We start from the raw sequence: 23,680 nt of genomic DNA, 5'->3' as shown, positions 1-23,680 counted from the left end.
GGCACTTCCGTGGCCGCTCGCACACCGTCCGTGATTCCATGGCGGCGGGAGGTAGGCGCGCTGTGGTGAACGTGAGTCGATGGACGGGCCACGAGGCGGGCTTGCTGCGGCAGGCGCTGCGCATGAGTGTGCGTGCTTATGCGGCGCATCTCGGCGTCGGCATCCGCACCGTCTCGAAGTGGGAGAAGCTGGGCACGGACACCTGCCCCTGGCCCGACACGCAAGCCATTCTCGACACAGCCCTCGCTCGTTCCGACGCCGCCGTACAAGCCCGATTCGATCAGCTCATGGGTTCGTTCCCCGGGCGGCGACCGACCAGGACGCCCTCGCTCACGGTCGCCGATTACGAGACCTGGACGGAGGATCTGGAGCGCAGCGCGGTGTGTCTCGACCGCCAGGACTTCTCCTTCGCCGCCAGCCTCCTGGAACGTTGGCTCGGTCGGGTCCGGACACGGGACCTGGACGATCGCGGCTTGTACCTCTACGGTCGCTCCCTGGTCCTCTCCGGCGACCTGCGCCGACTCCAGGGCACCCTTCAGGACTTGATGACCGCCAAGCGCCTCTACTGCGACGCCCACGCCGTGTTCACCGAACTCGGCATCCCCCGCCGGGCCGCGCAGATCGAACTCTCGCTCGCGCTGGCGCACCGCGGCGTCGGCGATCTCACCCGGGCGCTGGCGTACATCGACACGGCCCGCAGCAACGGCCGTTTCGAGACCCCGCTCCAGCGCGTCCAGATCGACACCGCGCACGGTCACATCCTGCTCACCGACCCGGCCACCCGCAGTGCCGGCGACTCCGTGCTCGACCGGGCCTCCGACACCGCCACCCGGTACGGCCTGAAACACCAACTGCGGAGCATCAAGACCGTGCGTGAGAGCGAGGAGTACGCGTGACCAGCCAGGCACCGATCAGCGACGCGGACCGGGCCGACGCCCGCACCATCTGGGACTTCCACCAGATGGGCCACGAGCTGAAGCCCTGCTCCGCCGCGATCACCCTCGGCAGCCTCGACCTCGGTGTGGCCACCACCGCCGCTGACCTCTACCGCGCCGGCATGTTCCCGACCGTGGTCTTCACAGGCGACACCAGCGCAGCCACCCGGGCACGATTCCCGCGCGGCGAAGCCACCCACTACCGCGAGCACGCGCTCTCCCTGGGAGTGCCGGACGAGGCGATCCTGCTGGAGCCCAAGGCCACCAACACCGGTCAGAACATCGGCTTCTCCCGCGAAGTGCTGGAGAACGCGGGCATCGCGGTGACCACCCTTCTCCTGATCTCCATGCCGTACATGCAGCGCCGGGCCTACGCGACATGCCGCAAGGTGTGGCCCGAGGTCGAGCCGGTCTGCGTCTCCCAGCCTTTGCCGTACGACGAGTACGTCAGGACGCATGACGACGAGAAGCAGCTCATCGACATGCTCATGGGCGACATGGAACGGGTGATGGAGTACCCCGAGCGCGGATTCGCCATCGAGCAGCACGTCCCTGAAAGGGTCCGCGATGCCTTCGAACGCCTCCGCGCCGGTGGTTACGACACCTGGCTCCTGCCCGGCTGACCGAACCGCCTCCTTGCACGCACCGGCCGTGCGCTCGTGCGCGATCCATCAGCCCAACCTCCTGCCCCGCCTCTCCACACTGGCGAAGCTCTACGCGGCCGACGTATGGGTGGTCCTCGACGACGTCCAGTTCGTCCGTCGCGACTACCAGCACCGAGCCCGGCTCGCGGGGCTCCACCGCCCGGAGCAATGCCGGTGGCTGTCCGTGGAAACCCATCTCCCTTACAGGCGCGCAACATTGATCCGCGAGGCCCGACTCGTAGACCCGTCACGCGCCGCCCGGCGCCTCAGCCAGTTGCCCGCACAGCACTACCGCCTCAGCGGCTACTGGCCGTCACTGCAAGCCGCCCTCCAACCCGCAGTCCAGGCGGTCACTGAAACCGGTGGGACAGCGTCCGTCGCTGAATCCACCACCCGCGCCCTGCTGAACGTCCTGGACTGGCGCGGCTCCATCGTGCACAGCAGTGACCTCGCCGCGTCCTCGGACCGCTCGGCACGCCTGGCCGACCTCACGAGGGCGGTCGGCGCCGACACCTACCTCTGCGGCACGGGCGGCATGCGATACCTCGACCGAAGCCCCTTCGCCGAGCGGGGTCTCAGCGTCCACGCACTCCGTCCACCATCCTCCGAGGGCCTGTGGACGGGGGCGGCGACAGTGTCCGCCCTGTGGGCACTCGCCGCGTACGGCCCCCGCAACATCAAGGCCGCGTTCGACGAGTTCCTCACAGCTCGTGTCCCGCACGCCAGCGGCCCCCTCGCCCGGACCGGGCGAGGGGGCCGCTGAACTGCGGGAACGCTGTGGAGCCTAGGAGATTCGAACTCCTGACATCTGCCTTGCAAAGGCAGCGCTCTACCAACTGAGCTAAGGCCCCGCTACGGGAGACAGCGTACCGGTTCCGGGGGCGGGGGCCGAACGGGTATGGGGGTGGGTCCGTAGGATGGGTTTGCTGGATTCGCGGGAGCAAATTGGGAGCGCGTATGGATGCGTCGGCGCAGGACTCGGCACGTCGCGCGCAGGAGGCGAGGGAGTTGCAGCGGGGGTGGTACGGGGAGCCGTTGGGGGATCTGTTCAGGCGGCTGCTGGCGGACCTGGGGCTGAACCAGGCGCGGCTGGCGGCGGTGCTGGGGCTGTCGGCTCCGATGCTGTCGCAGCTCATGAGCGGGCAGCGGGCGAAGATCGGGAATCCGGCGGTGGTGCAGCGGTTGCAGGCGTTGCAGGAGCTGGCGTGGCAGGTGGCGGAGGGCCGGACGGGGGCGATCGAGGCCGCGGCGCGGATGGACGAGATCCGGGAGCTGGCCGGGTCGTCGGTGCTGGGCGGGACGACGACGCACTCGGCGGCCGGGGAGCTCCCGGCGGCGCCCGCGCGGCAGGTGGTGCGGGGCATCCAGGACGTGCTGCGGTCGGTCGCGTCCGCGCAGGAGATCGAGCGGGCGGCGCACTCCCTCGCGCCCGCCCACCCGCAACTGGCAGAGTTCCTTCGTGTGTACGGCGCCGGGCGGACCGGTGAGGCGGTCGCGCACTACGAGGCGCATCAGGACTGAGGGGAGGGGCGCGCACCATGGGTGAGGTCTTCGCGGGCCGGTACGAACTGGTGGACCCGATCGGCCGCGGCGGCGTGGGCGCGGTCTGGCGCTCGTGGGACCGCCGCAGGCGCCGCTACGTGGCCGCCAAGGTCCTCCAGCAGAGCGACGCGCACGCGCTGCTGCGTTTCGTCCGCGAACAGGCGATGCGGATCGACCACCCCCATGTGCTGGCCCCGGCGAGCTGGGCGGCCGACGACGACAAGGTGCTGTTCACCATGGACCTGGTGCACGGCGGCTCGCTGTCGCACCTGATCGGCGACTACGGGCCGCTGCCGCCGCACTATGTGTGCGTGCTGCTCGACCAGTTGCTGTCCGGGCTGACCGCCGTGCACGCCGAGGGCGTCGTCCACCGCGACATCAAGCCCGCGAACATCCTGCTGGAGGCGACCGGCACCGGCACCCCGCACCTGCGCCTGTCGGACTTCGGCATCGCCATGCGCAAGGGCGAGCCGCGGCTGACCGAGACGGACTACGTGGTCGGCACACCCGGCTACTTCGCGCCGGAGCAGATGCTCGGCGCCGAGCCCGACGTCCCCGCCGACCTCTACGCGGTGGGCCTGGTCGCGCTCTATCTGCTGGGCGGGCAGAAGCCGGACGCGCAGGCGATCTCGGAGCGCTTCCTGACGATGGGCATGCCGCCCGCGCCCGTGGGGGTGCCGGAGCCGCTGTGGCAGGTCATCGGCGCGCTGCTGCAACCCGACCCGCGGGCCAGATTCCGTACGGCCACCGGCGCGCGCAAGGCGCTGGCCGCCGCCGTGGAGCTGATCGGGGAACCGGCCGCGGGCGACGAACCGGTGGAGGTCTTCGACCAGATCGGCCCGCTGCCCGAGGGCTTCGGCCCGGACGGCCCGCTGCCCGCCAAGTCCTCGCAGTCCGCGGAACGCGCGAGGCACGCGGGGCCCGCGGAACCGGAACCCGCCGCGCCCGCCGCCCCGGCCGTCCCGGAACCGGCCCGCGCCCTCACCACCGGCTTCCCCCTCGCCGCCCCGCAGACGGCCGCCCCGCAGACAACGGCCCCCGCCCCCGTACAGCCGGTCACCCACACCAGGACCCGCGCGGAGCCGTACACCCCCGCCCAGCCGCTCCCCCCGGCCGCGCCCATCGCCCGTACCGCCCCGACGCGCCCGCTGCCCGACCCGGCGGCCACCGGCCCGGCCGCCGCGGACCCGGCGGCCGGTCACAGCGCCGGTACGGTCTCGGCCCACCTCCCGGTCCGCGCGCCCACGCCGGGCCCTTCGGCCAAGGTGGTCGTGCCGGTCCTCGTCGTCGCCGTCCTGTGCTTCGTCGTCGGCATCCTGGCGCTGCTGGCCTCCTAGAGCCGCCGGCCTCCGCGCGGAAACGGGTAACAGCCGCCCTCCAGGAGAGCGACTGTTACCGGCATCCGTAAACAAGAGCCCGTACAAGAACCCGTCCGAGAGCCCGTACAGGACACCCACTACCAGGCAGGCGGCGGCCCGTACCCCGGCTGCGGCGGCACCGCGTCCGCCGTCCGCGCCGCCCGTCGCCGCGCGGCGACGAACCACACCACGAGCGTGAGCAGCAGCACCGTCCCGGCGCCCATGGCGCCGAAGGCGAGGAAGCGCAGCCCCGAACTGCCGGACGACCCGGACGACCCGGTGCCCGAGCCGTTCGCCGCCGAGACGTCGTGCGCGCTGACGCCGATGCCGGCCGCGCCCGGATCACCGTCGTACGCGGGCGCGGGCAGCGCCTCGCCCTTGACGTCCACCCGCAGGGTGACCGGCACCGCGCCCGTCACCGCCTTGGCGACATCGGGGTGCACGGTGACCGCGAAGTAGTACCAGCCCGCGTACCGCACCCGCACCACATCGGTGGCGCTGCCCGCCCTGTTGGCGTACGACACCGGCGCCAGCCGCTCGTTCAGCGAGGTCGGCGCGCCGGAGTAGGAGTGGTCGACGGAGTCGATCAGCTCACGGACCGGGCTGTACGCCGTCAGCCGCACGCCCTGGCCGATGTACGTGGCGCTGTCGCCGTTGGCCGGAGCGCTGGAGAAGTCCGAGAAGACGGTGGCCTGCTGGCCCCAGTCGACCGGGACCTTGTAGAAGCGCGTCTCGCCCGGCAGCACCTTGTCCTTCCAGATGCCGGTCTTGACGGCCGCCGCCGTCTCGAAGCTGGGGCCGCCGCGGGCCTGTCGCGGCGTGCCCGCGGTCAGCGGGGTCGGCGACGCGGAGCCGAAGTTCGGCGCGGGCTGCGCCGTCGTCCCGGCCTTCAGCGCGGGTTCGAGGACGAAGCGCAGCTCCAGCGGCCACGCGCCGGGGTCGGACGTCCCCGCGCTCGTCCGGTGCACCGACAGCGTGTACTGGTTGGCCTCCTGGCAGGACGTGCCGACGCCCGCCAGCCGCGCGACCGCCGAGCCGATCGGCCGGGTCGCGTCGTCGTCACGGAAGTTGGCGTCCCGGCTGTCGCAGGTGGTGCCGTCCGCGCTCTGGAGTTCAAGCTCCAGCCCGTCGTTGTACGCCACCCGCGAGCCGGTCGGCGGCAGCGCGAAGGCCGAGGCGTACGCCGAGGACGTGGCGTCGAGCGTGATCCCGTACATCCGGGTCTCGTTCGGCTTGATCATGTCCCGGTACGTGGTCGCGGCCTTCAACGGCGGCGCGTCCGCCGTGGTCTGCGCCCCCGAGACGGCGGTGCCCTCCGGCTTCCAGGTGGCCGGGGCCTCGGTCGGGACCCCCGTGGAACCGGCCGAGGACGACCCCGACGCGGAGGACGGGGGCGCGGACGGTGACGCCGTGTCGGCCGCCGCCTGTCCCTGGAGCGCGGCGAGCGCGAGCACGCCCGCCGCCGCGGTGAACGTCAGTTGGCGCTTCATGCCCCACCCCTGTAGTCGTCGCCGGACTGAGTGCCCGGTTGAGTGCCGGTCTGTGTGCCCGGTTGAGTGCCGGTCTCAGGGCCCGTCTGAGTGCCCGGTGTGCTCGTCTGCGTGCCGGTCTGAGTACCGACCAGCGTGTCGGCCTGCGCACGGAACCGCTGACGGGCCCCGGCGCGGCGGATCAGCGCCGCCACCCCGACCCCGGCCAGCGCCACGGCGCCGCCCGTCCCCGCCGCGAGCAGGTCCTTGCCCGTGACCGAGCCGATGCCGGACCCCGCGGCGGAGCCCGTACCGTCACCGTCACCGTCACCGTCACCCGCGGCCCGGCCCTTCGTACCGCCGTCGGCGCCGCTCGCGCCGTTCCGGTCGCCGCCCTGCTCGGCCAGCTTCGGCGCCTGGTATTCGGGGCCCGCCAGCTCGTCACCGGTGACCGCGACCCGCAGGATGACGCCGACAGCGGCGTTCTTGGCCAACTGCGCCGCGTTCGGGCCGAGTCCGACCGCGATCCAGTAGTCGCCCGCGCTGTGCACGGTGTCGGCCGGGTCGCCGACCGTCCAGCGGTTGGTCCAGGTCACCGGGACCGTACCGAGGCCGACCGACAGCGGCTTGCCGAAGTACGAGCGCTCGCCGCGGGCGTCGGAGGCGCTCTCGATCGGGAGCCTGCCGGGCGCGAAGGCCGAGGTGGTGACGAAGGTGGACGCGTGGGACGAGGAGTCGTCCAGGACCGGCTCGTTGGCGAATTCCGCCGCGTAGGTGAGCTGCTGGCCCCAGCCGAGGTGGACCTTGTAGTAGCGGGTCTGGCCGGGCAGCAGGTGGTCCCGCCAGACGCCGGTGCCGACCCGTGCGGCGTCGTTGAAGCCGGTGCCGCCGACGAGGTCCTTGGGCGTGCCGGTGACGGGCGCGGGCGCGGTCCCGTAGTCGGTCCGCGCGGCGGCCGGTGTGGTGCCCGCGGGCAGCGGCGCCTCGGCGTCCAGCCGCAGTTCGACCGGCCAGCGGCTCCGGTCGGAGGCGGGCGCGCTCGTCCGGTGCACCGACAGCAGGTAGCGGCCCGCCTTGTCGCAGTCGTCCTTGTGGTCGGCGGACGGCACCCGGCTGACCGCGCCGGTCAGCGTCATCGCGCCCTCGTTCTGCCCGAAGTGCGCGGACTGCGTGTCGCAGGAGTAGGCGTACTTGCCCGTCCCCGTGAGCTTCAGCTCCAGGCCGTCGCCGTAGGTGACCGGCACGCCCGGCTGCGGGGCCGCGGTGACCGACGCGTCGGCGGTCGAGACGCCGTCCAGCGTGGCGGCGTACCAGCGCGTCTCGCCGGGGCCGATGGTGTCGAGGTACTGGCCGGTGCTGATCGAGGCGGCGTGCTCCGCCGAGTCGCCGCCGGTGATCCGGGTGCCCTCGAAGCGGTACGCGTCCGCGCTCAGTTGGGAGGCGCGCACGAGCTGGCGGGCGAGCGAGGCGGCGTCCGGCGCGTCGTAGTACGAGCCGTGCCCGGCGCGGGCGACGCACTCCAGCTCGCCGCGGGCCGCGCCCTTGACCTGGAAGCCGACCGTGTTGATCCGCAGGTCGATGCCGTCCTTGCCGTCGCCCGCGAGCCGCGCGGCCACGTCGCACGGCTTGGGCGCCCCGCAGTTGGACTCGCCGTCCGAGATCAGCAGGATCGTGCGCCGCCCGTCGGCGGGCAGGTCGTCGGCCGCCTTGGTGAGCGCGAGCGCCGTCGGGGTGTCCCCCTTGGGCTGTACGGCGTCCACCGCGCGCTTGACGGCGTCCCGGTCGAGCGGGGTGACCGGCTTGGCGAGCGAGGTGTCGTCGCAGCCGTGCGGCTTGCCCGCGCCGTAGACCCGCAGTCCGGTCGGGTAACCGTCCGGCAGCGAGTCCACGACGGAGCCGACGGCCTTGCGGGCCGAGGCGATCCGGGTGCTGCCCGAGCCGTCGGGGCCCGCCATCGAGCCGGAGGAGTCCAGCACCATGATCAGGCTGCCGTCCTGGCCGACGGCCGGGGCGGCGGGTGCGGCCGGGGCCGCGGCGGCGGTTCCCGCGCCGGTCAGCACGGCCGCGCAGGCCAGGAGCAGCGCCCCGAGCAGCGCGGCGGTGGCGGCTGCCCGCCCCGGTGGTGGTCGTCGTTCCATGCCGTCACATCCCCCTCGCTCCACTTCATTTGCAAGAGCAAACCTAAGGATTTGCTCAGGCAAACTCAAGCGGTTCCTGTCACGGTCCCGCAACAGCCGAGCCGGGCTCGCCCACACGCCCCGGCAGCGGCCAAGTCCCCCGACCCGCCCGGCGACACAGCAGAGCCCCGGACCCGCCCGGCGACAGCGAAGCCCCTGACCGCCCGCGGCAGCCAAGCCCCCGACCCGCCCCCACGGCCCCCGGAAACAGCGAAGCCCCGGCGGCACTCACCCATGAGTGCGGCCGGGGCCCGAAGACAGTACGTACGGTTCACACGGTCGTGCTGGATCCCGCCGGAACCGTGTCGGTGGCTTCGGTCCACAGGTCCTGCTCGGCGCGGTCCGCCTGAATCTGTCGGTATACGAACAGTCCGGCGACGGCGGCCAGGGCGACCAGGAGAAACTTCTTCATCGCGTGACCTCCTCCTTGATTCCGTGGGGAGAGCTTCTGACGCGCCCGACTATACACAGCGGCCGATACCGAACGGTGACCTGTGCGGCCTTTCGTTCTACCCTCAACAGCGCGGCCTCACACCCCCCGTACACACCGAAGGCCCCCAACCGACTTGCGGTTGGGGGCCTTCACGCGGTGGGGCTACCAGGACTTGAACCTGGGGCCTCTTCCTTATCAGGGAAGCGCTCTAACCGTCTGAGCTATAGCCCCGCGCTGCACCGAAAGATTAGCGCACCCTGGGCCATGTCCCAAAATCGGTATCCGCCGCCCCGACCTGCCGCCCTGACGGACGGCTACTCGTCCTCCGCCAGCGTCAGCTCGACACCGCCGACGAAGCCCGCCGAGAGGTTGTAGACGAAGGCGCCGAGCGTGGCCAGCGCGGTGGCCAGGATGACGTCGATCACGGCGATCACACAGGTGATGACCATCACCCGGGAGAGCGACAGGAACGACACCAGGTCGAAGCCGCCGCTGCCGCCCTGCTCGGACGTGGTGGCCTCGCTGATGGTGTCGCCGACGGTGCTGAAGACGCCGATCGCGTCCAGCACCATCCACAGCACCGCCACGGCGATGATCGTGCAGATGCCCAGTGCGATGGAGAGCAGGAAGCTCACCTTCATCACCGACCAGGGATCGGCCTTGGCGATCCGCAGCCGCGCCTTGCGGGTGCGCGGCACCGACCGGGCCGCGGGACGCGGCCTGCGCACCCCCGCGGCGGCGGGCGAACCCGGCGTCGGCGGAGGTGTGGCGGGTGCCGGCGGCGCGTACGCCTGCGCCGGCTGGTGCGGCGGCGGCTGACGCGTGTCAGTCACGGTGTATCCCCCCTCTTGCGGGCCGTTGAGGTTGGCCGAGCCATGGGCACCCCCGGTCCTGCCCGCCCCACCTGCGGCGCCCGTGGCTCCACTCACGGCTTACTCCTCCGCTTCACCGGTCTCGGGCTCCAGGCCCGCGACCGCTCCGTCGTCCTCACCGGCTTCGGCCACGATGGCCGACTCCGGGTCGTCGTCCGCTTCGGCGTTCCGCGCGATGCCGACGACGGCGTCCCGCTTACCGAGGTTGATCAGTTGGACGCCCATGGTGTCACGGCCCGTCTCCCTGACCCCGTTGACCCGCGTACGGATCACCCCACCGCTGAGCGTGATGGCCAGGATCTCATCGGTCTCCTCGACAACCAAAGCGCCGACCAGAGAACCGCGGTCCTCCACGATCTTCGCCGCCTTGATACCGAGTCCGCCGCGCCCCTGGACCCGGTACTCGTCCACCGATGTGCGCTTCGCGTACCCGCCGTCCGTGGCGGTGAACACGAACGTACCGGGCCGGACGACATTCATCGAGAGGAGTTCGTCACCTGGACGGAAACTCATGCCCTTCACGCCCGAGGTGGCGCGGCCCATCGGGCGCAGCGCGTCGTCGGTGGCGGTGAAGCGGATGCACTGCGCCTTACGGCTGACGAGCAGCAGATCGTCCTCCGCGGAGACCAGCTCGGCGCCGATCAGCTCGTCGGAGGTGCCGAGCACCGCGCCCTCGCCGTCCGCGTCGCCGTCCACCGCGCCGGACTCGCGCAGATTGATCGCGATGACACCGCCCGCGCGCGGCGAGTCGTAGTCCTTCAGCGCGGTCTTCTTCACCAGTCCGGCCTTGGTGGCCAGCACCAGGTACGGCGCCGCGTTGTAGTCCTTGATCGCCAGGATCTGGGCGATCCGCTCGTCCGGCTGGAAGGCCAGCAGATTCGCCACGTGCTGGCCGCGCGCGTCCCGCCCGGCGTCCGGCAGCTCGTACGCCTTGGCCCGGTAGACCCGGCCCTTGTTGGTGAAGAACAGCAGCCACTGGTGGGTGGTGGTCACGAAGAAGTGGTCGACGATGTCGTCCTGCTTCAGCTTCGCGCCGCGTACGCCCTTGCCGCCGCGCTTCTGCGACCGGTAGTCCTCGGTCTTGGTGCGCTTGACGTAGCCGCCACGGGTGATCGTGACGACGATGTCCTCCTCGGCGATCAGGTCCTCCATGGACATGTCGCCGTCGAAGGGCACCAGCTTGCTGCGCCGGTCGTCGCCGAACTTGTCGACGATGGCCTGGAGCTCCTCGCTGATGATCTGCCGCTGCTTCTCCGGCGAGGCGAGGATCGCGTTGTACTCGTTGATCTTCTGCTGCAACTCGTCGTGCTCGGCGATGATCTTCTGCCGCTCCAGGGCGGCCAGCCGGCGGAGTTGCATCTCCAGGATCGCGTTGGCCTGGATCTCGTCGATCTGGAGCAGGCCCATCAGGCCCTCGCGCGCGACCTCGACGGTGTCGCTGCGCCGGATCAGCGCGATGACCTCGTCGATCGCGTCCAGCGCCTTGAGCAGACCGCGCAGGATGTGGGCGCGCTCCTCGGCCTTGCGCAGCCGGAAGCGGGTCCGCCGCACGATGACCTCGACCTGGTGGTTCACCCAGTTGCGGATGAACGCGTCCAGCGACAGGGTGCGCGGCACGCCGTCGACCAGCGCCAGCATGTTGGCGCCGAAGTTGGACTGGAGGTCGGTGTGCTTGTACAGGTTGTTCAGCACGACCTTGGCGACCGCGTCCCGCTTGAGGACGATGACCAGCCGCTGGCCGGTGCGCGACGAGGTCTCGTCACGGACGTCGGCGATGCCGCCGATCTTGCCGTCCTTCACCAGGTCGGCGATCTTCTGCGCCAGATTGTCCGGGTTGGTCTGGTACGGCAGCTCGGTGACGACCAGGCACTGCCGGTTCTGGATCTCCTCGACCTCGACGATCGCGCGCATCGTGATCGAGCCGCGGCCCGTACGGTAGGCGTCCTCGATGCCCTTGCGGCCGACGACCAGGGCGCCGGTCGGGAAGTCCGGGCCCTTGATCCGCTCCATGAGGGCGTCGAGCAGCTCCTCGGGCGTGGCGTCCGGGTTGGCCAGGCACCACTGGGCGCCGTCGGCGACCTCGCGCAGATTGTGCGGCGGGATGTTCGTCGCCATGCCGACCGCGATGCCCGCGGAACCGTTGATCAGCAGGTTCGGGAAGCGCGCCGGGAGGACCGTCGGCTCCTGGTTGCGGCCGTCGTAGTTGTCCTGGAGGTCGACGGTCTCCTCGTCGATGTCCCTGACCATCTCCATGGACAGCGGCATCATCTTGCACTCGGTGTACCGCATCGCGGCGGCCGGGTCGTTGCCCGGGGAACCGAAGTTGCCGTTGGAGTCCACCAGCGGCATCCGCATCGACCACGGCTGCGCGAGACGGACCAGCGCGTCGTAGATCGAGGAGTCACCGTGCGGGTGGTAGGTGCCCATCACGTCGCCGACGACGCGCGCGCACTTGTAGAAGCCCTTCTCGGGCCGGTAGCCGCCGTCGTACATCGCGTACAGCACGCGGCGGTGCACCGGCTTGAGGCCGTCCCGCACGTCCGGCAGCGCGCGCGAGACGATGACGGACATCGCGTAGTCGAGATAGCTGCGCTGCATCTCGGTCTCGAGCCCGACGGGCTCGATGCGCAGGCCACCCGACTCGTTGCGCTCGTCCATCTCGGACGGGGGTACGTCGGGCACGGGGGGAACGTTGGAGGTGTCGTCGGCCATCGCTGTCGATTAGTCCTTTCACACGGCCAGTGGGGGCCGACTCAGATGTCCAGGAACCGGACGTCCTTGGCGTTGCGCTGGATGAAGGAGCGGCGGGCTTCCACGTCCTCGCCCATCAGCACCGAGAACAGGTCGTCGGCCTGGGCCGCGTCGTCGAGCGTGACCTTGCCGAGCACCCGGTGGTCGATGTCCATCGTGGTGACCCGCAGCTCCTCGGCGTTCATCTCGCCCAGACCCTTGAAGCGCTGGATCGAGTCCTCGCGGATGCGCTTGCCGGCCTGCTTGCCGATCTCCACCAGCGCGTCCCGCTCACGGTCGGAGTACGCGTACTCGAAGTCGTCCCGGCCCCACTTGATCTTGTACAGCGGCGGGCGGGAGAGGTAGACGTGCCCGGCCTCGACCAGCGGCCGCATGAAGCGGAACAGGAAGGTCAGCAGCAGGGTGTTGATGTGCTGGCCGTCGACGTCGGCGTCCGCCATCAGGATGATCTTGTGATAGCGGAGCTTGGAGATGTCGAAGTCCTCGTGCACACCGGTGCCGAAGGCCGAGATCAGGGCCTGGATCTCGGTGTTCTGGAGGATCTTGTCGATCCTCGCCTTCTCCACGTTGAGGATCTTGCCGCGGATCGGGAGGATCGCCTGGTACTGCGGGTTGCGGCCGGACTTCGCGGAGCCGCCGGCCGAGTCGCCCTCGACGATGAAGATCTCGCACTTCGTCGGGTCGTTGGACTGGCAGTCGCTCAGCTTGCCGGGCAGCGACGCGGACTCCAGCAGCCCCTTGCGGCGGGTCAGGTCCCGCGCCTTGCGGGCCGCGACCCGGGCGGTGGCCGCCTGGATCGACTTGCGGATGATGTCCGCGGCCTCGTTGGGGTTGCGGTCCAGCCAGTCGGTCAGGTGCTCGTGCACGACCTTCTGGACGAACGTCTTCGCCTCGGTGTTGCCCAGCTTCGTCTTCGTCTGGCCCTCGAACTGCGGCTCGCCGAGCTTGACGGAGATGATCGCGGTCAGACCCTCGCGGATGTCCTCGCCCGCCAGGTTGTCGTCCTTCTCCCGGAGGAACTTCTTCTCGCGCGCGTAGCGGTTGACCAGGCCGGTCATCGCCGCGCGGAAGCCCTCCTCGTGCGTGCCGCCCTCGTGCGTGTGGATCGTGTTCGCGAAGCTGTACACACCCTCGCTGTACTGGGTGTTCCACTGCATGGCGACCTCGACCGACAGCAGCCGCTCCTTGTCCTCCGCCTCGATGTCGATGACGGTGGGGTGGATCAGCTCGCCCTTGCGCGAGTTCAGGTACTTCACGTAGTCCACGAGGCCGCCCTCGTAGTGGTACGTGACGGTGAGCGGCTTGCCCTCCTCGTCCACGTGGTCGGCGCGCTCGTCGGTCAGCGAGATCCGCAGGCCCTTGTTGAGGAACGCCATCTCCTGGAAGCGCCGCGACAGCGTCTCGAAGGAGTAGTCGGTGGTCTCGAAGATGTCCGCGTCTGCCCAGAAGGTGACCGTGGTGCCGGTCTCGTCGACCGCCTCGTTCTTCAGCAGCGGCGCCGTCGGCACACCCAGCTTGTAGTCCTGCGTCCAGCGGTGGCCCTCGGTGCGCACCTCGACCGCGACCCGGGAGGACAGCGCGTTGACCACGGAGACGCCGACGCCGTGCAGACCGCCGGAGACCGCGTAACCGCCGCCGCCGAACTTGCCGCCCGCGTGCAGCACCGTCAGCACGACCTCGACGGCCGGCTTGCCCTCGGAGGGGACGATGCCCACCGGGATGCCGCGGCCGTTGTCCACGACGCGCACGCCGCCGTCTTCGAGGATGGTGACGTCGATGGTGTCCGCGTGACCGGCCATCGCCTCGTCGACCGAGTTGTCGACGACCTCCTGGACGAGGTGGTGCAGGCCCCGCTCACCGGTCGAACCGATGTACATACCGGGGCGCTTGCGCACCGCTTCGAGACCCTCGAGCACGGTGATCGCGCTGGCGTCGTAGGACTTGCTGGAATTCTCGTTGGGGTTGCCGGAATCGGCCACGAAGCGCCCTTTCTGGCACAGCACGAGCCGTCTCCCGCGGGGCGGGATCGGCTGCGTCTTCGACATGTTCCGCTGGTGTCCCCCTGTCTGCTGCCAGGGGAGGGCGGTCTGCCCATCAGTCTACCGGTAGCGCCGACATGAATGGGGCTTTGGCGGTACCTGAGTTCCCATGTGCCGTCCCGAACCGCCGCCGCCCGACTCCCTACACGCGGCCCTGGTGCCAAAACCGCTCACACGGGCGTCCAGGGCTTCCGGCTGTCAACCCCCGGCTACGCTGAGCAGGGTCGGCGCGAAGTCGCTACGGGCGCCGTACGAACGCGCTCCCCGCCGTACGCGCACCGGCGCGTTCTCAGCCGTACGTGTCGCCGGGGCCGACGCTGCCGGGGGCGCGCAGCCGTCCGTACGAGCGGGCCGGGCCCGCGGGGCCGAGCACCTTGATCAGCTTCACCGTGCCGTGGCCGAGATCCGCGTTGAGCCGGGCCACCAGGGTCGGCGCCAGCAGCCGGAGCTGGGTCGCCCAGGCGGTCGAGTCGCACTGGACGGTCAGGACCGAGTCCTCCTCGTCGTACCGCGCGGGCGCGCAGTGCAGCGCCACCTCGGGGCCGACGAGCTGCGGCCAGCGGCCCATCACCCCGCCCACCGCGGCCGGGGCCTCCCAGCCGCGCTCGGTGATCAGCCGGTTGATCGCGGCGCCCAGCGGCAGCGGGTCGCGGCCGTCGGCGCGCGCGCCGCTGCGCAGCCCGCCGCGCCTGGCCTGCTTCTTCTGCACGGCGGCCGCGCCACGGGCCCTGGCCTGCTCCTTCGCGGCGCGCAGCGCGACCCGCGCGAGGTCGACGCCGGTCTGCTCGGGGAGCGTGCCGGACGGTGTACCCGCGGGCGCTGCCGGAGCGGTGTCGGCCGCGCCGTCCCCCGGGAGTGCCGCGCCGTCCGCCGGGAGTGCCGTGCCGCCCGCGCCCCTGGCCCGCTTCGCGCCGCGCTCGCTCATACCCGCTCCACCGTCCCCTGCTCCACCGCGAACCGGGCCCCCACCAGGACACCCGGCACATCGTCGTCCACCGCCGCCGTCACCAGCACCTGCTCGCCGGGCGCGACCAGCTCCGCCAGCCGCTCGCGCCGCTTGGTGTCCAGCTCGGCGAAGACGTCGTCCAGCACCAGCACCGGCTCGCCGCCGTCGGAGCACAGCAGTTCGTACGACGCCAGGCGCAGCGCGAGCGCGTACGACCAGGACTCGCCGTGGCTGGCGTAGCCCTTGGCGGGCATCGGGCCGAGCTTGAGCAGCAGGTCGTCGCGGTGCGGCCCGACCAGCGTCACCCCGCGCTCGATCTCCTGCCTGCGCGCCTCGCCCAGCGCCTCCAGCAGCCGCCCGTACAGGTCCTCGCGGCCCTCGGCCCCGGCCATCCTCTCGCCCATCGAGCCCCGGTACTCGAAGCCGACCGGGCCGCCGCCGGGGGCGAGCTGTTCGTACGCCTTGTCGGCCAGCGGCTGGAGCGCGGCCACCAGGTCCAGGCGCTGCGCGAGCAGTTCCGCGCCGACCCGCGCCAGATGCTGGTCCCACACGTCGAGGGTGGACAGATCGCCGCCCTTGCCGCCGTGCCTGCGGGCCATCGCGGCGGACTTCAGCAGGGTGTTGCGCTGCTTGAGCACCCGGTCGTAGTCGCTGCGGACCCCGGCCAGGCGCGGGGTGCGGGCGGTGATCAGCTCGTCGAGGAAGCGGCGGCGCTCGGTCGGGTCGCCCTTGACCAGCGCCAGGTCCTCCGGCGCGAAGAGCACGCTGCGGACGATGCCCAGCAGGTCGCGCGGGCGGCCGGGCGCCGAGCGGTTGATCCGGGCGCGGTTGGCCCGCCCCGGATTGATCTCCAGCTCCACGAGCTGCTGCCGGTCGCCCTGCACGACCTGGGCCCGGACGACCGCGCGCTCGGCGCCCATCCGGACCAGCGGCGCGTCGGTGGAGACCCGGTGGCTGGACAGCGCCGCCAGATAGCCGACGGCCTCGACCAGATTGGTCTTGCCCTGCCCGTTGGGCCCCACGAAAGCGGTGACGCCCGGGTCGAGGGGGACCTCGGCCCGGGCGTAGGAACGGAAGTCGGCGAGCGAAAGGTGCGCTACGTGCATCGCGTGCTGTGGCGCGGGACCGCGCCGACCTCCCTGCTGTCTGGCTTTCGTACTACTCGGCGGCGGTGACCGCGTGCCCGCCGAATTCGTTGCGGAGCGCGGCGATCATCTTCATCTGCGGCGAGTCGTCCTGGCGGGACGAGAACCGGGCGAACAGCGACGCGGTGATGGCGGGCAGCGGCACGGCGTTGTCGATGGCGGCCTCGACCGTCCACCGGCCCTCGCCGGAGTCGTCCGCGTGGCCGCGCAGGGCGCCCAGGTGCTCGTCCTTGTCGAGCGCGTCCACGGCCAGGTCGAGCAGCCAGGAGCGGATGACCGTACCGGACTTCCAGGAGCGGAAGACCTCGCGGACGTCGGTGACCGAGTCCACCGCCTCCAGCAGCTCCCAGCCTTCGGCGTAGGCCTGCATCATCGCGTACTCGATGCCGTTGTGGACCATCTTGGCGAAGTGGCCCGCGCCGACCTTGCCCGCGTGCACGGCGCCGGCGTCGCCCTCGGGCTTGAGCGCGTCGAAGATGGGCTGCGCCTTGGCGACGTCCTCGTCCTTGCCGCCGTACATCAGCGCGTAGCCGTTGGCCAGGCCCCAGACACCGCCGGAGACGCCGCAGTCGACGAAGCCGATGCCCTTGGCCGCCAGCTCGTCGGCGTGCCGCTCGTCGTCCGTCCAGCGGGAGTTGCCGCCGTCCACGACGAGGTCGCCGGGGGAGAGCAGTTCGCCCAGCTCGTCGATGGTCGACTGGGTGGCCGCGCCCGCGGGGACCATGACCCACACCACGCGCGGTCCCTTGAGGGAGTCCACAAGCTCCTGGAGGCTGTGGACGTCGGCGAGATCCGGGTTCCGGTCGTACCCGATGACGGTGTGCCCGCCGCGGCGGATGCGCTCGCGCATGTTGCCGCCCATCTTGCCGAGACCGATGAGACCGAGCTCCATCGCAGATCCTTCGTTCGAAGCGTGTCTGACCTGAGCCGAGCCTACGACGGCCCGCTGTGACCGGCTCAGCCGGACGGTGTGTCCGGCGGGCGGGGGCGGCCCCGGCGGCCGTCAGCCGGCCGCCGACAGCCGTCAGCCGTCAGCCGGACAGCCGGACCGGCATGATCAGGTACTTGTACGCGTCGTCCGCCTCGGCGTCGAGCGCGGGACGGCCGCTGAGCAGCGCGGGCTTGGTCGAGGTCGTGAAGGAGAGCTGGGCGACGGCGGAGTCGATCGCGCTGAGGCCGTCGAGCAGGAAGGTCGGGTTGAAGGCGATCGAGATGTCGTCGCCCTCCAGCTTGGCGTCGACGCGCTCCACAGCCTGTGCGTCGTCGCTGGAACCGGCCTCCAGGGTGAGCACGCCCTGCTCGAAGCTGAGCCGCACCGGGGTGTTCCGCTCGGCGACCAGGGCCACGCGCTTGACGGCCTCGACGAACGGCGCGGTCTCGATCACCGCGACCGAGGCGAACTCGGTCGGGAAGAGCGTGCGGTACTTCGGCAGGTCGCCTTCGAGCAGCCGGGTCGTCGTACGGCGACCGGCGCCCTCGAAGCCGATCAGGCCCTCACCGGCGCCGGATCCGGCGAGCGCGATGGAGACGGTGTCTCCGCTGGTGAGCGACTTGGCGGTGTCCAGCAGCGTCTTGGCGGGCACCAGGGCGACGGCGGAGATGTCGGCCTGCTCGGGCTTCCACAGGAACTCGCGGACCGCGAAGCGGTAGCGGTCGGTGGCGGCGAGCGTGACGGTGTCGCCCTCGATCTCGATCCGCACACCGGTGAGCACCGGGAGCGTGTCGTCGCGGCCCGCGGCGATGGCGACCTGGGAGGCGGCGGCGGCGAAGATCTCGCCGGGCACCGTCCCCGAGGCGTCGGGCATCGCGGGCAGCGCCGGGTACTCCTCCACAGGCAGGGTGTGGAGTGTGAACCGCGAGCTGCCGCAGACCACGGTCACGCGGATTCCGTCGGTGGAGATCTCCACCGGGCGGTTGGGCAGGGCCCGCGAGATGTCGGCGAGCAGCCGCCCCGAGACCAGGACCGTGCCCTCCTCCTCGACCTCGGCCTCCACCGACACCCGTGCCGAGACCTCGTAGTCGAAGCCGGAGAGGCTGAGCTTGCCCTCCTCCGCCTTCAGCAGGAGCCCGGCGAGGACGGGCACCGGGGGACGGGCCGGGAGGCTACGGGCTGCCCAAGCCACTGCCTCGGCGAGTACGTCGCGCTCCACCCGGATCTTCACCGGAACCGCCTCCTGCTTGTTGCTGGCTGTCGGGGAACAGTCTGACGCACAGCACCGACAGTCGGTGCGGGTTGGCGTCAAGCCGCGACACGAGCCGCAGGGCGGGTCCGGGCCGAGTTGTGCACACCCCCCGCTTCGAAGCAGGTTCCCATCTATCTCTACGTAGTCGTAGTAATAGGGGTTGTGGATACCGTGGATAAGTGGTTCCGGTGCAGGTCAGACCCTGTTTTTTATCCACCGGGCCTGTGGGCGGGGCATGGGGACAACCAGGGGGTCCTGTGGACGGCCGGAAGTTGTGCACACCCGATTCACAGGTGACCCCGGGTTCTCCCCAGCGCTGTCCCCAGAAATACCCAGGTTCTCCCCAGGCCAACCCACCACCTTGGTGTGACGCCTTTCACTCTTCCGTGGGACCAGGCGCGTTTCGTTGCCGAACAGTGGACAGAGATGTGGAGAAACGATCCCATGCTGTGCACAACGAGCCCCAACCTGTGGGCGAGCGGTGGACAACGCGAAGTGACCCCCAAGAGGTGTCCTTTCTGTCCACAGTCTGTGGATTCGGGTTGCCCACATATCCACACCCGGCTGAGCTGGGCGTACCTCCGTTGCGGCGCCCGGCCTGTGGAGACTTTCTGGACAACTCCGGTGTCCCCAGGGTGTGGACGGTCCATTTGCCACAGTCCTGTGGAGAACTGCCCCTCGGCGTACGGGAATCGAACAGGGCGCGGCGCGGCGGACAACGCGAAGCGCCCCGGGAGAGGTCTCCCGGGGCGCTCGGAGGGGCTGTGCGCGGCGCTTCTCCGCGCGCGGCTCAGCTCTTGATGCGGTTGGTCAGCTCCGTCACCTGGTTGTAGATGGAGCGCCGCTCGGCCATCAGGGAGCGGATCTTCCGGTCGGCGTGCATGACCGTGGTGTGGTCGCGGCCGCCGAAGAGCGCGCCGATCTTCGGCAGCGACAGGTCCGTCAGCTCGCGGCACAGGTACATGGCGATCTGCCGGGCGGTGACCAGGACGCGGCTGCGCGAGGAGCCCGACAGGTCGTCCACGGCCAGCCCGAAGTACGCGGCGGTCTCGGCCATGATGGCCGTCCCGCTGATCTCGGGCACCGAGTCCTCGCCGCCGGGGATCAGGTCCTTCAGCACGATCTCGGTGAGCTGGAGGTCGACCGGCTGCCGGTTGAGGCTGGCGAAGGCGGTGACCCGGATGAGCGCGCCCTCCAGCTCGCGGATGTTCCGCGAGATCCGGGACGCGATGAACTCCAGCACCTCGGGCGGGGCGTTGAGCTGCTCCTGCACCGCCTTCTTGCGCAGGATCGCGATCCGGGTCTCCAGCTCGGGCGGCTGGACGTCGGTGATCAGGCCCCACTCGAAGCGGTTGCGGAGCCGGTCCTCCAGGGTGACGAGCTGCTTGGGCGGCCGGTCGGAGGAGAGCACGATCTGCTTGTTGGCGTTGTGCAGGGTGTTGAACGTGTGGAAGAACTCCTCCTGCGTCGACTCCTTGCTCGCCAGGAACTGGATGTCGTCGACGAGCAGGATGTCCATGTCCCGGTACCGCTTGCGGAACGCGTCCGCCTTGCCGTCCCGGATCGAGTTGATGAACTCGTTGGTGAACTCCTCGGAGCTGACGTACCGCACCCGCGTCCCCGGGTACAGGCTCCGCGCGTAGTGCCCGATCGCGTGCAGCAGGTGCGTCTTGCCGAGCCCCGACTCCCCGTAGATGAAGAGCGGGTTGTACGCCTTGGCCGGGGCCTCGGCGACGGCGACCGCGGCCGCGTGCGCGAAGCGGTTGGACGCGCCGATCACGAAGGTGTCGAAGAGGTACTTGGGATTCAGCCGGGCGGTCGGCTCGACGGCGCCGCCGGAGGAGGAGCCCGAATGGCCCGAGTGGTTCTGGCGGCCCGAGGGGTCGGAGTGCCCGGAAGGCCCCGAGGGCCCGTCGAGCCGGCCGCCCGACAGATTCGGCGACGCGTGCCGCCCGGTGGACTGCGGCTGCTGGTCCGGCCGGCCCTGGCCCTGCTGCCGGTCCTGCTGCTGGTAGCCGCCGGACTGCGGCGCGTAACCGCCCTGCGGGGACTGCGGGTACGCCTGGTGCGGTACGACCGGGTAGCCGTCGTGCGTGTCCTGTCGGTACCGGTGGCTCTGCTGCTCCGGGTACGGCTCGCGGTCCTGGAAGCCGCCGCTGTTCTGCGCGGGCAGGGTCCAACTGTCGGTACGCGGCTGCCGCCAGCCGTCGTCGCTCTGCCGCGGCGGCCACTCGTCGGGGCCCGCGTGCCTGCCCTGGCTCTGCTGCTCGGGGTAGGCGCGGCGCATCCGCATGCCGTCGTCCCCGAGGTCGCCGCCGTGCCGGTCGTCCCGAGGGCCGTCCCGCATGCCGTCGCGGTGGTCGTCGCGCAGCTCGTCCCTGTGGTCCGCGCGGTGCCCGTCGCGGCGGTCGTGCCGCTCGTGCTGCTGCTCGTACGGGTCCTGGTCGTGGTCGGCCGGGGCCGGCTCCTGGTCGCCGCCGGACGCGACGGCGATGGCGATCCCGACAGGGTGACCGAACTCACGGCTCAGCACCTCGGTGATCAGCGGCAGCAGCCGCCCCTCCAGGACGCTCTTGGCGAATTCGTTGGGCGCGGAGAGGACGGCGGTGCCCGCGACCAGGGCCAGCGGCTGGGTGCGCTTGAGCCACTCCGCGTCCTTGGGCTTCAGGTCCTCGCTGTCCACCAGCAGTTTCTGGAGTACGCGCGGCCACACTGCGGCAAGATCGGCGGTTACGTCAGCCACAGGGCACGCTCTCTCGTCGCTTAATGGTGCAAGTGCGGGCAACTCCCGCGAAAGTGTGGTCCTGAAGACAGGCGGGAAGAGTTGGGAGTTCAGCCACGGTAGTCAGGGGGTAGGCGCGGTTCAAGTCGTTGTCCACAGGGTGTGTACAAATGCCGGGCCCGCGACCGCCGGGTTTGACCGGATGGCCTAGCCGCGCGTACCGTATCGAGGTCGAGTTGTCGATGGCTGCTGCCGCCTGCCTACCGATGGGCGAGGGTCTTCCGGAAGTCCCCGGATGATCGTCAAGCGGTGCACCTGATCTGTTCCGCGAGATTCTTCGTGGGCGCACGGTGACAGCCAGGCGACGCCCCGCCGGACACGATTTTCCCTGGAGCCCCCGAGTGAGCAAGCGCACCTTCCAGCCGAACAACCGCCGTCGTGCGAAGACCCACGGCTTCCGTCTGCGTATGCGCACCCGCGCCGGCCGCGCGATTCTCGCGACCCGCCGCAGCAAGGGCCGCGCCCGCCTGTCCGCCTGATCGTCACAGGTCTCATGCCGTGCTGCCCACCGAGAATCGGCTGAGGCGGCGCCAGGACTTCGGAGAAGCGGTTCGCCGAGGACGCCGAGCGGGTCGACCGCTGCTGGTGGTCCATCTGCGCAGCGACATCACGGACCCGCATGTGCCGGGGGGGAGCACTCCCCCGGTGCGTGCGGGTTTCGTCGTGAGCAAGGCGGTGGGTGGCTCGGTGCAGCGCAATCTGGTCAAGCGCCGACTGCGTCATCTGGTCCGCGAACGCCTGTCGCAGCTGCCCCCCGGTAGCCTGGTAGTCGTACGAGCGCTACCCGGAGCCGGTGGCGCTGACCATGCGGAGCTGGCCCACGACCTGGACGCCGCCCTCAAGCGGCTGCTGGGTCGCGACACCCGAGGCGAAGCCGAGGGGAGGGTGTCTCGATGAAGTACCCGCTGCTGGCACTGATCAAGCTGTACCAGTGGACGATCAGTCCGCTGCTCGGCCCGGTCTGCCGGTACTACCCCTCGTGCTCCCACTACGGGTTCACGGCCATCGACCGGCACGGCGCGATCAAGGGCACCGCCCTGACCGCGTGGCGCATCCTGCGCTGTAATCCCTGGTCGCCGGGCGGCGTGGACCATGTCCCGCCGCGCAAGCGGCCGCCATGGCACGATCGGCTGCGCCGCGCACTGCGGGGCGGCTCCGACGGGCCCGTCACGCCCGAGCCCACCGGACCCTCTCACGCCCAAGGAGCCTGATCGTGGGGATTCTGAACCCCCTCTACGACGCTGTCTCGTGGATCATCGTCCAGTTCCACTCGTTCTACAGCCTGATCTTCGACAAGGACAGCGGCTGGGCGTGGGGTCTGTCCATCGTCTCGCTGGTGGTCCTGATCCGGATCTGCCTGATCCCGCTGTTCGTCAAGCAGATCAAGTCGACCCGGAACATGCAGGCGCTCCAGCCCAAGATGAAGGCGATCCAGGAGCGCTACAAGAACGACAAGCAGCGCCAGTCCGAAGAGATGATGAAGCTGTACAAGGAGACGGGTACCAACCCGCTCTCCTCGTGCCTGCCGATCCTGGCGCAGTCCCCGTTCTTCTTCGCGCTGTACCACGTGCTGAGCAACATCGCCAAGGGCCACGAGGTCGGCGTGATCCACGCCAACCTGGTCGACAGCGCCAAGAACGCGCACATCTTCGGTGCCCCGCTGGCGGCGAAGTTCCTGGACAGCGCGGCCAAGGTCGAGTCGCTGGGCGCCACGCAGACCAATGTGCGCATCGTCACGGTGATCATGATCCTCATGATGTCGGCGTCGCAGTTCTACACGCAGCGCCAGCTCATGACGAAGAACGTCGACATGACGGTGAAGACCCCGTTCATGCAGCAGCAGAAGATGCTGATGTACGTCTTCCCGGTCATCTTCGCCGTCATGGGTATCAACTTCCCGGTCGGTGTCCTCGTCTACTGGCTGACCACCAACGTGTGGACCATGGGCCAGCAGATGTTCGTGATCCGGCGTAACCCCACCCCCGGCAGCCTCGCGTTCCAGCAGCGCCAGGAGCGGCTGCGCGCCAAGGGCAAGCTCGTCGAGCCCCCGGAGGAAGTGGCCGCCAAGGAGGCCGTGGAGGTCGCGCGCGCCAACCGCACCCAGCCCAAGCGGCAGCCGAAGTCCAAGCGCCAGACGACCCCCACGGGCACGGGCGCCGGCGGCGGCGCGGCGGGCGGCACCGGTGGCGGCGGCGCTCCCAGGGCGGGCGGTGGAGCCCCGCGGGCGGGCGCTCCCAAGGCCGGTGCCCCGAAGGCGAGCGGCGGCTCGGCAGGCACAGGCAGGACAGGCGGCGGTACGAAGCAGGGCGGCGCTCCGGGCAAGCAGGGCGGTTCGCCCGGCAAGCAGTCCGGTGGCAAGTCCAAGCCGACCAACCTGTCGAAGAAGAAGTAAGAGGAGCCCAGG

The 23,680-nt window shown here is 70.6% G+C and carries 20 protein-coding genes and 2 tRNA genes; 9 read left to right on the top strand and 13 right to left on the bottom strand.

Annotated features, from left to right (window positions below; translation table 11 throughout):
- Positions 1-62 precede the first annotated feature (62 nt).
- From ACIP4Z_RS06410 to ACIP4Z_RS06400, 3 genes are all read left to right on the top strand, one after another.
- Positions 63-896, top strand: a complete 834-nt coding sequence (locus ACIP4Z_RS06410; RefSeq protein WP_401305477.1) for a helix-turn-helix domain-containing protein — start codon at positions 63-65, stop codon at positions 894-896.
- Positions 897-961: 65 nt separating this feature from the next.
- A complete protein-coding gene (locus ACIP4Z_RS06405) occupies positions 962-1,558 on the top strand; it encodes a YdcF family protein (protein WP_401306016.1) in 597 nt (198 codons plus the stop codon).
- A 28-nt stretch (positions 1,559-1,586) separates the two neighbouring features.
- Entirely contained in the window at positions 1,587-2,342 is a 756-nt protein-coding gene (locus ACIP4Z_RS06400) for a WbqC family protein (RefSeq protein ID WP_401305475.1), read from the top strand.
- A 15-nt stretch (positions 2,343-2,357) separates the two neighbouring features.
- Here the strand turns inward: ACIP4Z_RS06400 and ACIP4Z_RS06395 are convergent.
- A tRNA-Ala gene (locus ACIP4Z_RS06395) sits at positions 2,358-2,430 on the bottom strand.
- A gap of 106 nt (positions 2,431-2,536) precedes the next feature.
- On the opposite strand from ACIP4Z_RS06395, the gene ACIP4Z_RS06390 reads away from it, so the two are divergent.
- Both ACIP4Z_RS06390 and ACIP4Z_RS06385 read left to right on the top strand, forming a co-directional pair.
- Entirely contained in the window at positions 2,537-3,100 is a 564-nt protein-coding gene (locus ACIP4Z_RS06390) for a DNA-binding protein (protein ID WP_355336678.1), read from the top strand.
- A gap of 17 nt (positions 3,101-3,117) precedes the next feature.
- Complete coding sequence (locus ACIP4Z_RS06385; protein WP_401305473.1) at positions 3,118-4,458, top strand: serine/threonine-protein kinase; 1,341 nt, start codon at positions 3,118-3,120, stop codon at positions 4,456-4,458.
- 119 nt (positions 4,459-4,577) lie between these two features.
- On the opposite strand, the gene ACIP4Z_RS06380 is transcribed toward ACIP4Z_RS06385, so the two are convergent.
- The 12 genes from ACIP4Z_RS06380 to dnaA form a co-directional block, all read right to left on the bottom strand.
- Positions 4,578-5,969, bottom strand: coding sequence for a hypothetical protein (locus tag ACIP4Z_RS06380; RefSeq protein ID WP_401305471.1), 1,392 nt, complete (start codon positions 5,967-5,969; stop codon positions 4,578-4,580).
- Complete coding sequence (locus tag ACIP4Z_RS06375) at positions 5,966-8,086, bottom strand: VWA domain-containing protein (RefSeq protein ID WP_401305469.1); 2,121 nt, start codon at positions 8,084-8,086, stop codon at positions 5,966-5,968. The genes ACIP4Z_RS06380 and ACIP4Z_RS06375 overlap by 4 nt, the downstream gene beginning before the upstream one ends.
- A gap of 310 nt (positions 8,087-8,396) precedes the next feature.
- Positions 8,397-8,537 carry a DLW-39 family protein gene (locus tag ACIP4Z_RS06370; protein ID WP_223187219.1) on the bottom strand — a complete coding sequence of 47 codons (141 nt, stop codon included), beginning with the start codon at positions 8,535-8,537 and terminating at the stop codon, positions 8,397-8,399.
- A gap of 178 nt (positions 8,538-8,715) precedes the next feature.
- A tRNA-Ile gene (locus ACIP4Z_RS06365) sits at positions 8,716-8,789 on the bottom strand.
- 83 nt (positions 8,790-8,872) lie between these two features.
- Entirely contained in the window at positions 8,873-9,487 is a 615-nt protein-coding gene (locus tag ACIP4Z_RS06360; protein ID WP_391042007.1) for a DUF3566 domain-containing protein, read from the bottom strand.
- Positions 9,488-9,490: 3 nt separating this feature from the next.
- The gene (gene gyrA / locus ACIP4Z_RS06355) at positions 9,491-12,142 is read right to left on the bottom strand and encodes a DNA gyrase subunit A (protein WP_391042009.1); all 2,652 of its coding nucleotides are present in this window, start codon (positions 12,140-12,142) and stop codon (positions 9,491-9,493) included.
- A gap of 41 nt (positions 12,143-12,183) precedes the next feature.
- Positions 12,184-14,184 (bottom strand): DNA topoisomerase (ATP-hydrolyzing) subunit B, encoded by a 2,001-nt coding sequence (gene gyrB, locus ACIP4Z_RS06350; protein ID WP_355336774.1) that lies wholly within the window; start codon positions 14,182-14,184, stop codon positions 12,184-12,186.
- A 325-nt stretch (positions 14,185-14,509) separates the two neighbouring features.
- Complete coding sequence (locus ACIP4Z_RS06345; RefSeq protein WP_401305466.1) at positions 14,510-15,145, bottom strand: DUF721 domain-containing protein; 636 nt, start codon at positions 15,143-15,145, stop codon at positions 14,510-14,512.
- Positions 15,142-16,272 carry a DNA replication/repair protein RecF gene (gene recF / locus ACIP4Z_RS06340; protein WP_355336672.1) on the bottom strand — a complete coding sequence of 377 codons (1,131 nt, stop codon included), beginning with the start codon at positions 16,270-16,272 and terminating at the stop codon, positions 15,142-15,144. Before recF ends, ACIP4Z_RS06345 begins: the two co-directional genes overlap by 4 nt.
- 52 nt (positions 16,273-16,324) lie before the next feature.
- Positions 16,325-17,272, bottom strand: coding sequence for a phosphogluconate dehydrogenase (NAD(+)-dependent, decarboxylating) (gene gnd, locus ACIP4Z_RS06335; RefSeq protein ID WP_355336773.1), 948 nt, complete (start codon positions 17,270-17,272; stop codon positions 16,325-16,327).
- Positions 17,273-17,342: 70 nt separating this feature from the next.
- Positions 17,343-18,473, bottom strand: a complete 1,131-nt coding sequence (gene dnaN, locus ACIP4Z_RS06330; protein WP_355336671.1) for a DNA polymerase III subunit beta — start codon at positions 18,471-18,473, stop codon at positions 17,343-17,345.
- A gap of 811 nt (positions 18,474-19,284) precedes the next feature.
- A complete protein-coding gene (gene dnaA, locus ACIP4Z_RS06325) occupies positions 19,285-21,237 on the bottom strand; it encodes a chromosomal replication initiator protein DnaA (RefSeq protein ID WP_401305463.1) in 1,953 nt (650 codons plus the stop codon).
- Between the two features lie 380 nt (positions 21,238-21,617).
- Between dnaA and rpmH the strand changes: the two genes are divergently transcribed.
- The 4 genes from rpmH to yidC are packed head-to-tail and all read left to right on the top strand — an operon-like array spanning position 21,618 to position 23,668.
- The gene (gene rpmH / locus ACIP4Z_RS06320; RefSeq protein ID WP_003975051.1) at positions 21,618-21,755 is read left to right on the top strand and encodes a 50S ribosomal protein L34; all 138 of its coding nucleotides are present in this window, start codon (positions 21,618-21,620) and stop codon (positions 21,753-21,755) included.
- Positions 21,756-21,774: 19 nt separating this feature from the next.
- Entirely contained in the window at positions 21,775-22,173 is a 399-nt protein-coding gene (gene rnpA, locus ACIP4Z_RS06315; protein WP_355336669.1) for a ribonuclease P protein component, read from the top strand.
- A complete protein-coding gene (yidD, locus tag ACIP4Z_RS06310; protein ID WP_188282916.1) occupies positions 22,170-22,487 on the top strand; it encodes a membrane protein insertion efficiency factor YidD in 318 nt (105 codons plus the stop codon). Before rnpA ends, yidD begins: the two co-directional genes overlap by 4 nt.
- A complete protein-coding gene (gene yidC / locus ACIP4Z_RS06305; protein ID WP_355336772.1) occupies positions 22,487-23,668 on the top strand; it encodes a membrane protein insertase YidC in 1,182 nt (393 codons plus the stop codon). The genes yidD and yidC overlap by 1 nt, the downstream gene beginning before the upstream one ends.
- The last annotated feature ends 12 nt before the right edge of the window (positions 23,669-23,680 follow it).

The sequence above is a fragment of the Streptomyces sp. NPDC088910 genome, from assembly GCF_044749865.1.
GTDB lineage: Bacteria > Actinomycetota > Actinomycetes > Streptomycetales > Streptomycetaceae > Actinacidiphila.
Note: the sequence above shows the minus strand (reverse complement) of the source record. Positions and strands in the feature narration are given on the sequence as shown.

What these genes read in the sequence shown, in the direction of transcription:
- gyrA (WP_391042009.1), bottom strand. Translation starts at nt 12,142, where the DNA reads ATGGCCGACGACACCTCCAACGTTCCCCCCGTGCCCGACGTACCCCCG.
- ACIP4Z_RS06345 (WP_401305466.1), bottom strand. Translation starts at nt 15,145, where the DNA reads ATGAGCGAGCGCGGCGCGAAGCGGGCCAGGGGCGCGGGCGGCACGGCA.
- ACIP4Z_RS06370 (WP_223187219.1), bottom strand. Translation starts at nt 8,537, where the DNA reads ATGAAGAAGTTTCTCCTGGTCGCCCTGGCCGCCGTCGCCGGACTGTTC.
- yidD (WP_188282916.1), top strand. Translation starts at nt 22,170, where the DNA reads ATGAAGTACCCGCTGCTGGCACTGATCAAGCTGTACCAGTGGACGATC.
- ACIP4Z_RS06380 (WP_401305471.1), bottom strand. Translation starts at nt 5,969, where the DNA reads ATGAAGCGCCAACTGACGTTCACCGCGGCGGCGGGCGTGCTCGCGCTC.
- ACIP4Z_RS06375 (WP_401305469.1), bottom strand. Translation starts at nt 8,086, where the DNA reads ATGGAACGACGACCACCACCGGGGCGGGCAGCCGCCACCGCCGCGCTG.
- ACIP4Z_RS06390 (WP_355336678.1), top strand. Translation starts at nt 2,537, where the DNA reads ATGGATGCGTCGGCGCAGGACTCGGCACGTCGCGCGCAGGAGGCGAGG.
- ACIP4Z_RS06405 (WP_401306016.1), top strand. Translation starts at nt 962, where the DNA reads ATGGGCCACGAGCTGAAGCCCTGCTCCGCCGCGATCACCCTCGGCAGC.
- recF (WP_355336672.1), bottom strand. Translation starts at nt 16,272, where the DNA reads ATGCACGTAGCGCACCTTTCGCTCGCCGACTTCCGTTCCTACGCCCGG.
- ACIP4Z_RS06385 (WP_401305473.1), top strand. Translation starts at nt 3,118, where the DNA reads ATGGGTGAGGTCTTCGCGGGCCGGTACGAACTGGTGGACCCGATCGGC.